The sequence below is a fragment of the Psychromonas sp. genome (genome assembly GCF_983033635.1).
Genome location: NZ_CEZLMY010000030.1, coordinates 1 through 9,501, shown reverse-complemented (window position 1 = coordinate 9,501; position 9,501 = coordinate 1). Strand labels below are relative to the sequence as shown.

At 38.6% G+C, this 9,501-nt stretch carries 8 protein-coding genes; 1 reads left to right on the top strand and 7 read right to left on the bottom strand.

The genetic code is table 11. From position 1 onward, the window contains the following. Nucleotides 1-43 precede the first annotated feature (43 nt). The 6 genes from AC4GME_RS06350 to AC4GME_RS06325 all read right to left on the bottom strand — a co-directional run bounded on the left by AC4GME_RS06350 (nucleotide 44) and on the right by AC4GME_RS06325 (nucleotide 6,889). On the bottom strand, nucleotides 44-1,348 hold the full coding sequence (locus AC4GME_RS06350) for a hypothetical protein (protein WP_490379147.1): 1,305 nt from the start codon (nucleotides 1,346-1,348) through the stop codon (nucleotides 44-46). 866 nt (nucleotides 1,349-2,214) lie between these two features. Beyond that, complete coding sequence (locus AC4GME_RS06345) at nucleotides 2,215-3,528, bottom strand: hypothetical protein (RefSeq protein ID WP_490376747.1); 1,314 nt, start codon at nucleotides 3,526-3,528, stop codon at nucleotides 2,215-2,217. A gap of 208 nt (nucleotides 3,529-3,736) precedes the next feature. Further along, the gene (locus tag AC4GME_RS06340) at nucleotides 3,737-4,411 is read right to left on the bottom strand and encodes an ABC transporter permease (protein ID WP_490376746.1); all 675 of its coding nucleotides are present in this window, start codon (nucleotides 4,409-4,411) and stop codon (nucleotides 3,737-3,739) included. A gap of 5 nt (nucleotides 4,412-4,416) precedes the next feature. Then, nucleotides 4,417-5,157 (bottom strand): ABC transporter permease, encoded by a 741-nt coding sequence (locus tag AC4GME_RS06335; protein ID WP_490376745.1) that lies wholly within the window; start codon nucleotides 5,155-5,157, stop codon nucleotides 4,417-4,419. Between the two features lie 113 nt (nucleotides 5,158-5,270). Next, complete coding sequence (locus AC4GME_RS06330) at nucleotides 5,271-6,047, bottom strand: ABC transporter substrate-binding protein (protein WP_490379146.1); 777 nt, start codon at nucleotides 6,045-6,047, stop codon at nucleotides 5,271-5,273. A 74-nt stretch (nucleotides 6,048-6,121) separates the two neighbouring features. Beyond that, nucleotides 6,122-6,889, bottom strand: coding sequence for an ABC transporter ATP-binding protein (locus AC4GME_RS06325; protein ID WP_490376743.1), 768 nt, complete (start codon nucleotides 6,887-6,889; stop codon nucleotides 6,122-6,124). A gap of 285 nt (nucleotides 6,890-7,174) precedes the next feature. Here AC4GME_RS06325 and AC4GME_RS06320 point away from each other — a divergent pair, with 285 nt between their 5' ends. Continuing rightward, entirely contained in the window at nucleotides 7,175-7,738 is a 564-nt protein-coding gene (locus AC4GME_RS06320; protein WP_490376742.1) for an acetate uptake transporter, read from the top strand. Between the two features lie 75 nt (nucleotides 7,739-7,813). Here AC4GME_RS06320 and AC4GME_RS06315 read toward each other — a convergent pair whose 3' ends face one another. Continuing rightward, nucleotides 7,814-9,268 (bottom strand): DUF3360 family protein, encoded by a 1,455-nt coding sequence (locus AC4GME_RS06315; RefSeq protein ID WP_490376741.1) that lies wholly within the window; start codon nucleotides 9,266-9,268, stop codon nucleotides 7,814-7,816. Between the last annotated feature and the right edge of the window lie 233 nt (nucleotides 9,269-9,501).

Here is a 9,501-nt window from a genome sequence, read left to right as displayed (position 1 = left end):
CAGTTAATCAGTTAATCCGTTAATCCGTTAATCCGTTAATCCGTTAATCCGTTAAGCTAACATTATCCACCATCAAAACAACTCCACGTTGCTTTCCCCAGTCGGGTAGAATTGCAAATGGAGCACTCACTTTAGTGATATCTAGGGTCGAACCTGACTGCTTTATTAAGTCTTGGAGCTTAATTTTATAATGTTTCCAGATATCTAACTCAGGTTTTTCAATTGAGTAGTTGCCCGAGCTGCAAGGATAAAAACAATCCATTTTGATCATTAAACCACCATCATCACGAGGATCCGATGCTAACTTTAGATCGAATTCAAGATAAGAATATTCAGAATAATCTCCCCCTTTGCCATTTTCAAAATATGCAACACCTTTATCCGTCTGATAGCGAATACGAGTAACCTTACCATGGCTACCATCTACCACTTGCGAAGTTGACACACTATCGTACTGGGCATAATGTTTTAGGTTAAAAGGATCTTCAACTTTGTCTGAAAAAATAGAGAGGATTTTTCTTTCTTTTGCTTTATGGTTTTCCTTAGCAATTTCTGCAACTTTAGCCGCTGCAATAGCTTCAGCTGATTTCACGGCTTCTGCTGCTTCTGCAACTTCTGCTGCTTTTGCAACTTCTGCTGCTTTTACAACTTCAGCTGCTTTTACAACTTCTGCTGCTTTAGCAACTTCTGGTGCTTTTGCAACTTCTGCTGCTTTGGCTGCTGCAATAACCTTAGGATCATCCTTAATGACTTCATTAACGTATGCATTTTTTGCGCTCGCTTTTTTTGCGCTACAAAGCTCTGAGGCATCAATTGAACTTAAGCAGAATTCCTGCAATGTATTAGCGAGATTATTTACACATTTTTGAAATGCTTTTTTTACTTGTTCAGGGAGATCAGCCTTTGTATAACGAGGCATTTTTTTTACCACTTTTCCCTGCTTAATGAATATTTTTTCTGCATTCAAAAAACGCTTAAATAAGTTTGTTTTATAAAAAAGATCGCCATACTGAGTGGCATTTTCAGTATATTCATAAATTTTTCCTTTATTATCATCATGGAAAGATAATGTAGTTACTTTATTCGGTTTCATTCCATGTGGTAACCAAGATTGCATCCCTCTTTGTATCTCGCCATTATTGAGCTCTGCTTGGAAATTATAAAAGACAGGAAACCCCTCACTAGTCAGGTAATCACCATTTTTATAGTTCAAAACACAAGCCGAGTCGCCTATATTTTGTACTGTTATCTCACTATTTTCATTTATCTCGTGAGCAAGCGTCTTTACATCTGCAATGACTGAACATGACATAAAGCTTAAAGCTGCAATTAAAATTTTGCTTTGCATATTTTATAAAATTCCTTTTTTAAGATACTAGAGCCAGTTAGCTGCTTCTATCCAAATAGCAAACATGGATATATTTCACCGCGTGAATCCTTTTTTTTAAAATCACAAACAGCTCCAAGCCGGCATGTAAGCGCTTACTTTTCAACTCAAAAAAAATGACTGAATCTGCAGGTCAAGTTTATACTTATCTCCGATTAGATAATAACTACTGTCTAATCAGTGCTTAAGCACTTATAAATGGAGTATACAGATTAAAAGGCGGACAAAAAGAGAGCGATAGCACACAAGTAAGCGCTTTAACCTGGAGAGGGGGGATACCCCCCCCAAAAAAAAAGCTTTTTCAATGAAGTTAATTGCAGATTCTAATAATCACTTAAATGCTGAATTGCAGAGCTGCTTTATACTCTTTTCGACTTAAGAAATTGGAGATGCAAGGGTTAGCTAGCCTCGTTCATTTTTTATTGTTAGAAATGCCCCCCTCAAACACAGCATTGGTTTAATTAAGTATTGGGCGTTGCGCTATTTTGGACGCTTACCCACCAATATTGCTGAAACAGGTTACGGTTAGTTGTGTACTTCTAACTTCCTATGGTTTCCTTCAGGCGTCACCGTTGGCCTGTGACGCCCTTGCCATTCAGATTATCTTCCCTTAGTTAAGGCGATCTCACTATCTTGCAAGTGAGCGGGTTTGCCAGCTTTGCTGGGCAAACAAAAAAGGTTAACGAACTTATCTCGTTAACCTTTTTATTGTTTTACTCTTTTTTATAGCAATTATTAGCCGTTTAGTTACTCATAGCAGACTATCGTTCAGCAATGTAACACTGTGTTGATTCCAATCAGGAAGAATCGCAAATGCTACATTCACATTAATAGTTAGTCATAGCAATACTATCGATCATAAATGCAACACCGCGTTGATTCCCCCAATCAGGAAAAATAGCAAATGGTACATTCACATTAGTAATATCAAGGTTTGAGCCGGAATTGTTAATTAAATCTTCCAAGCGCACCTTATAGTGCTTCCACTCACCTAGTCTTGGTTTTTCAATTACGTATGGACCAGAGCTACAAGAGGCAAAACAATCCATTTTAATATTTAGCTTACTATCATCACGATGATCAGATATTAGCTTAAGATCAAATTCAATATAAACATATTCAGAATAATCTATGCCGCTATTACTGGCATAATATGCAACGCCACCATCGGCCGGATAAGTAACACGCATAACCTTGCCACGCATCCCCCCCTTAATTTTTTTCGCTATAGCAGGATTATTCTGACCAAATTTATTGAGATGGTAAGGGGCTTCAACTTTGTCAGTAAAAATAGTGATTTTCTTTCGATTTTTGGCTTCAGCAGCTTTCTCAACTGCAGCTTGAGCAGCGCTCCTCCTAGCTTCTCTGAGTGCTTTAGCGACTTCAAGGGCTACGGCCGCTTCAAAAGCTTTATTTGCTTCAACTGCTTTAACCGCTTCAAGCGCTTTGGCTGCTGCAAGTGTTTTAGCTATTTCAAGTGCTCTGGCTTCTTCAAGTGCTTTGATTTTGGCTGCAGCTATAAACTCAGGATCATCCTTAATAACTTCATTAACGGGTGCCTTCTTTGCATTCGCTTTTTTGGCTTTACACAATTTAGATGCATCACCAGAGCTTTTACAAAACGTCATCAATGCTTTATCGAGATTGTTAACACAGTTTTTAAAGACGTTTTTTGTTTTATCCGATATCTCTGCCTTTCTATAAACAGGCATATTTATTGTCACACCTCTCTGGCGCATGAGTATTTTATCTACAGCCAAAAAACGAGTGAATAAGTTCGTTTTATAAAACAGTTCGCCGTACAAGGAAATATTGTCAGTATATTCATAGATTTTCCCAATATTCTTATCATGAAAAGATAATGTAGTAGGCTGTCCAGGTTTAATTCCATGCGGTAGCCAAGATTTCATACCCTTTTGTAATTCCCCCTCATTGAGTTCAACTTGGAAGGTATAAAATACAGGCATCCCCTCACTCGTTAGGTAATCACTATTTTTATAGTTCAAAATACAAGCCGTATCACCGATATTTTGTACTGTTACCTCGCTGTTTTCGTTTACATCGTGAGCGAGAGTTTTTACATCCGCGATGACTGAACATGACATAAAGCTTAAAGCTGCCATTAATATTTTTATTTCCATATTTGATAAGATCCCTATTTAAAAAATTTTAGCGAGTGCAAGTAACCTTCATATCAGACAGCTCTAATATTGATACGCATTTCCGCATTGAGAAAAATAATTAAGTCAAATATACCATGAGTTCTAAATAAATTAACTGCTACACACGATCAAGCAAGCATAAAAAGTAAATAATAGTTTCTAAAAATTAACTTTAACTGATTGAATGCTAACTCTCTAAGTAACGTTTTTCCCATTGTCTAAATATATATATAACAGAGAATGTTAAACACATATATAACAGCCCGGCAGCTAAATAAGCTTCAAATGGCGCATAATAGCGCGCATTCACCACTCGAGCGGCACCGGTAATATCAACAATCGTGACCACACCTGCAATCGCACTACCGTGGATCATAAATATCACTTCATTACTGTAAGCGGGTAATGCGCGGCGCAAGGAGTTGGGTAAGGTAATACGGCGGAGAATTTGCCATGCGCTCATGCCATAGGCTTTAGCGGCTTCCAGCTCACCTTTAGGCATATTGCCAATTACACCACGTACAATCTCGGCAGTATATGCGCCCGTATTTAAAGTGAAAGCTAATAATGCACAAAACCAAGCTTCTTGAAAGTATTCCCATAACCAGCTTTCTCGTAACAGTTCAAACTGAGCTGCGCCGTAATAAATAATAAAGAGCTGTATTAACAGTGGTGTACCACGGAAAAAGTACATATAAAGCCAAATAGGGCCCTTAATCCACCATTTTTCACTACTGTGTAAGATGCCCGCAGGAATCGCAATCAACAAACCTAATAGTAATGAAAATGAGACTAACCAAAACGTAGTCCAGATCCCTTCAAGGTAAAACTGGTATTCATTAATAATAATTGAAAAATCCATCTTCTCTACCTCGTTTTAATTGTATATTTGCGTTCAGCCCACTTTAAAAAAGTGGTTGAAATTGAAGTAAAAAGAAGAAAAATTAATGCTACAGCAAAATAAAAAGTAAAGGGTTGCTGTGTTGATCCCGAGGCGTCTCCGGCAATTTTCACCATATCTTGTAAACCGATAATCGAGACTAATGAGGTGGTTTTTAATAAAACTAACCAGTTATTACCGATACCGGGCAGAGCATGACGCATCATTTGCGGAAACATCACCCGTACAAATATTTTGTACTTACTCATGCCGTAAGCTGTTGCGGCTTCTAACTGACCTTTTTCAACAGATAAATAAGCACCACGAAATGTTTCGGCCATATATGCACCAAAGATAAAACCGATGGTCATAATCCCGGCAAAATACGGGCTTATATCAATATAATCAGGTAAAAATGAATACCACTCATGGGCAGGATCGAAGCGGGTAACAAACTGATTTAACCATTCATTCAAGTTATAACTTAAATCATTAATTAACATCTGCCCACCAAAAAAAATCAACAGCATTAAAATTAGATCCGGAATACCACGAATAATGGTGGTGTATAACGTGGCGATACCTTTCAAACAAGTCGAATGAGATAATTTTGCTAACGCCCCCAATAGCCCTAACGTTAAAGCTAATAAAAGTGAAAGCAATGCCACTTGAAGCGTTAACCACGCCCCCGCAAACAAGATCCCTTGATAATTTAATAATTCATGCATAAATAATTCTTTTCGGTGTATAAAAAAAGGGTGGCCTGCCACGCCATACCCAAGCTACTTCAAGATGCAGGAATCAGCATCTTGAAGTGGTTTGGGTATAAGTTAATCAGCGCTTATTTTTCTTCGCCGTAAATATCAAAGCTGAAGTATTTATCCTGGATTGTTTTATATGTTCCATTTGCACGAATTTCTTTAATGGCTGCATTAAACTGCTCCGCTAGATCCTGGTCTCTTTTACGAATTGCAATACCTGCACCTTCACCAAACCATTTAGGATCGTTTAATTTCGGACCAATAAAAGCAAATTTATCACCGCCATCTTTTCCTAGTAGACCATCCGTAATTGCAGCAGAATCAGCCATCACATAATCTAAACGGCCGGCTTTTAAATCCAGGTAGGCATCATCCGCTGAACCATAACGTTTTATTTTAGCGGCAGGAAAGTTATCAGAGATATAAAGGTCCATGGTTGTCGCACGTTGCACACCAATTTTTTTACCTTTCATGAAATCTTCTGTTGCTTGGAATTGCGCCCCTTTTACAGCAACAAAACGCGCTGGAATATGTTGGTATTTATCAGTGAAGGCAACTTTCTTTTTACGCTCTTCAGTAATATCCATAGTAGCAATGATAGCATCAAACTTACGCGCTAATAATGCTGGAATAATGCCATCCCAATCCTGTTTTACCAACGTACATTTTGCTTTCATCTGCGCACATAATGCATTAGCAAGATCAATATCGAATCCTGTCACACTGCCATCAGCTTCTGTCTTACTGAACGGAGGGTAAGCACCTTCAACGCCGATACGGATCTGTTTCCACTCTTTAGCTTGGGCTACGTTAAAAGATAGAGCAAACAGTGCGATTAATAGACTGATTTTTTTCATTTTATATCCTTATTTATGGTAAATAATTTAAGTTAGATTTCTCTGAAAAGAAAATTCAAAGGGTTTGAATATTGTTAATAAACAGATGAAATAAATTGTTTGAAACGTTCAGATGATGGGTTTTCAAAAATAACCTCTGGTTTTCCCTCTTCCTCAACTAAACCTTGGTGTAAAAATAGTACTTTATTAGAAACATCACGAGCAAAAGCCATCTCATGGGTTACTACTAACATAGTCCTTCCCTCTTCAGCCAGGCCACGCATTACATTTAAAACGTCACCAACAAGTTCGGGATCAAGTGCGGAAGTAGGTTCATCAAATAACATCACTTCAGGTTCGACAGCAAGTGCACGCGCAATCGCCACTCGCTGTTGCTGACCACCAGAAAGTTGTCCCGGGTAATACCCTTTACGCTCATATAGACCAACACGTTGTAAAATCGCTTCCGCCTTAACAATCGCTTCTTTTTTAGGGACGCCTAAAACATGCACGGGTGCTTCAATTACATTTTCTAATACCGTCATATGCGACCACAAATTAAACCCTTGAAAAACCATCGCTAAACGAGAACGGATGCGTTCAACTTGTTTAATTGAAGCTGGAATTGCACCTCTTTTTTTATCCTGCTTCATTTCTATCAACTCACCATTAACTCGGATTTCACCGGAGGTCGGGGTTTCAAGCAAATTAACGCAACGTAATAGTGTGCTTTTACCTGAGCCAGAAGCCCCCAAAATAGAGATAACATCGCCTTTGCGTGCTTCTAAATCAATACCTTTTAATACTTCATGATCAGCAAATGATTTATGGAGATTTTTTATCGATAAAGTAGGTAAATTCATAATTAAAATTCATTTTTATTGGGGATTAATTTAATTGTACCTGCTTTATTGATCGAAATTAATAAAATTAATACAAAGCTTTACTATGCATCATATTTAACAATATATGAATAATTATTCATATTAGACAGAATTAAGATGCAAGTTACAAGATCTCATTTAAACAATAAAATAAACAAAAAAAGTGACTTCAGTCTTATTTTTACAAAATTCTTTACAAAATGCTTTGTCGTGTTATTGTGCGCGCGATCCTCCCTATTCAATTAACATAAAAAGGTACATTGCGTGTCACAAACTATTAACTACGCTAATCCAGCCCCTCTTGGACTAATGGGCTTTGGTATGACAACTGTTTTACTTAATATTCATAATGCTGGTTTTTTTCCAATTAGCGCAATGATTCTGGCAATGGGCCTTTGTTACGGTGGTATTGCACAAGTTATCGCCGGCATATTTGAGTTCAAAAAAGGTAATACCTTTGGTTTAACCGCATTCACCTCTTACGGTTTTTTCTGGATAAGCTTAGTTGCTTTAATCGTTTTTCCTAAACTTGGTTTAGCTGATGCAACGCCGCACGGCTTTATGGCTTGGTATTTAGTGATGTGGGGGATTTTTACTGGTTTTATGTTTATCGGTACGCTACGTGGAAACTTTGTGCTTAAATTTGTATTCGGCAGTTTAACGGTACTATTCTTCTTATTGGCAATTCGCGATTTTACCGGCTCACAGTTAATCGGCACAATTGCTGGTTTTGAAGGTATTATCTGTGGTTTCAGTGCTATTTACTTAGCAATGGCTGAAGTAATCAATGAGCAATATGGCCGTACTGTTTTACCCATTGGAGAATAATCTCCCATAAAGTGCAATTGAAAAAGCCGAGTTTTTACACTCGGCTTTTTGTTACCTATAAGAGATAACTTGTGCTTATAACAGCGCCGGAATACCCGGAAGTTGACCGACTAACGCTAATGAACCAACACAAATAATAAAGGTGATCAGTGGAATCACTAAACGATCCATAAATGACAATGCATCTGAGCGCTCTTTATCTCCAATGAAACCTAAGTTATCTAATAACATAGTTGTTGCCCAACCAAATACAGGGTTAACTAATGCACTTGAGAAGATACAGATACCAGCACTTTGAGAGCTTTTATCATCGTTAACCATCTGCATCCCCGCTTCTAATAGGGGTAAGAAAACCCCCACTAATAACGCAACACGCAGTACAGGTTCCCACATTGCCAAGTCCATTGGGAAACCAAGGACAGAACAAACTACACATAACAGACCCGTTAGAATAGCCCCGCCTGGTATAGGACGTTTAGCAATAGCAGCAGGGATCATATATGTCCCCCATGAAGATGCTAAGTTTGCACCACCTAAAACAGAGCCGACAACTTGACGGATAGACACAACGGTCATTGTATCATCAACATCCATTAGCACATTTTTAGCTTTTCTAGGGTAGTTAAGCTCTTGAAACACGCGATGCCCTAAGAAGTCAGGCGACCACATTGCAACGGCTAAAATAGCAAATGGTACTACGGCGATATATTCGCTTAAACCAGGCCAACCGAGTTTCCAACCAGTTGTTTCTCCCCACCAATAAAATGGGCTCATATTTGGTAAACCAGGCTCTGTGACAAACTCAAACGGAGCACCTAGTGCATATGCCGCTAAACCTGCTATTGCAGAACAAAGCGGAATAGCAACCCAGCGCATCTTGATACGAGCAAGGTAAGCATAAATACCAATTGTTACTAGAATAACGGCAAATGGAATAGCAGCCATCTCGATGCTGTCTCCCCAGTTACCAAATTTGCGAATTTGCCCGATGGTTCCCGTTGCGCCTAGGAAGATAAGTAATCCCCCACGCACCCCTTCACCCGTTAAGGTAACCAGTTTAGAGCCACCTTTAGAGATACTCAGTATTAAGCCAAATACCCCCACTAAAACACCAAGCGCAAGCGGGTGACCACCAGCAGCTGCAATTAAAGGGATAAGTGGGATCATCGGGCCATGTGTACCCGCCAAGTTAGCGCGAGGATTTAAAATAGCTGAGAATAAAACAACAAACAGAACACCGGCAATTAGCATTTCAAAACGTACATTTTCTGCTACAAAGGCCGCATCTAGACCAAACTGAGCCGCAAATGCGCCCGCCATAGCTGCAACCATTACGATTTTACCGATTGTTGCTGCTAGTGCAGGTACCCAATCTTCTACCTCAATGCCAAAATCGCGAAAGGGTAAGTTAATACTCCAACGTTTAGGATCTATGATATTTAATTCGTGATTTAAATAGTCCTCACGTGAGTCAAAATCACTCGCGGGTTTGTGTCTCTGTCGATAAGATAAGTTGTCAGCATCCTGCATCAGGTAGTTCCTATAGAGGTTAAAAAGTATAAATAATTCAAGCAGGGTAAATTAACAACAAATGAAGTGTGTTTTTTGCGCTAAGACAATTTTAGTTTACTTACAGTAGGAAATGGTGAAGAGTCTATTTGCACTCACAGCTTCACTAAAATTCGTGATTTTTTTAGATTAATAGCTTGTAATGGATTTAGTTAAATTAAAAATAAAAAAATAGATCGAAAAACACCCCTTTG

What these genes read in the sequence shown, in the direction of transcription:
- AC4GME_RS06350 (WP_490379147.1), bottom strand. Translation starts at nt 1,348, where the DNA reads ATGCAAAGCAAAATTTTAATTGCAGCTTTAAGCTTTATGTCATGTTCA.
- AC4GME_RS06325 (WP_490376743.1), bottom strand. Translation starts at nt 6,889, where the DNA reads ATGAATTTACCTACTTTATCGATAAAAAATCTCCATAAATCATTTGCT.
- AC4GME_RS06335 (WP_490376745.1), bottom strand. Translation starts at nt 5,157, where the DNA reads ATGCATGAATTATTAAATTATCAAGGGATCTTGTTTGCGGGGGCGTGG.
- AC4GME_RS06345 (WP_490376747.1), bottom strand. Translation starts at nt 3,528, where the DNA reads ATGGAAATAAAAATATTAATGGCAGCTTTAAGCTTTATGTCATGTTCA.
- AC4GME_RS06340 (WP_490376746.1), bottom strand. Translation starts at nt 4,411, where the DNA reads ATGGATTTTTCAATTATTATTAATGAATACCAGTTTTACCTTGAAGGG.
- AC4GME_RS06315 (WP_490376741.1), bottom strand. Translation starts at nt 9,268, where the DNA reads ATGCAGGATGCTGACAACTTATCTTATCGACAGAGACACAAACCCGCG.
- AC4GME_RS06330 (WP_490379146.1), bottom strand. Translation starts at nt 6,047, where the DNA reads ATGAAAAAAATCAGTCTATTAATCGCACTGTTTGCTCTATCTTTTAAC.